The following is a 406-nucleotide window of genomic DNA, read 5'->3' on the forward strand; positions in this document are numbered from 1 at the left end:
GCTTTGGCCTGTCGCTCGACGGCGAAGCACTCAAGCCTGCAAAGGTGAGCTGGCAAAACGAAGAGCAGTTGCGCTTTGTTCTGCGCGAAGGCAAGAAACGCCAAATCCGCCGCATGTGCGAACAGGTGGGACTGGAAGTGGTGGGCCTGAAGCGCATCCGCATGGGCAGCATCGTGCTGGGCGATCTGCCGGTCGGCCAGTGGCGATTCCTGGGGCCGTTCGAGAAGTTCTGAGGCAGCCTCAGCCCCAAACAAAAAACCGGTCAGCGCACCCTGCGTTGACCGGTTTTTTCGTGCTCTGCCTACATTACAGATGCGGAGCCTGGCAGGCTGCCCCCGAGGTGTTGGCCGACGCAGGCATGCCGAACACGGCCTGTGCGCCACAACGCGAACCGAACATCTTCGCC

The 406-nt window shown here is 61.6% G+C and carries 1 pseudogene; it reads left to right on the forward strand.

What is annotated here, in order from left to right:
• A pseudogene (locus HX786_RS31670) lies at positions 1-233 on the forward strand (pseudouridylate synthase); the annotation flags it as partial.
• Positions 234-406: the final 173 nt, after the last annotated feature.

The organism is Pseudomonas sp. 21615526, from assembly GCF_013386245.1.
Taxonomy (GTDB): Bacteria; Pseudomonadota; Gammaproteobacteria; order Pseudomonadales; family Pseudomonadaceae; genus Aquipseudomonas.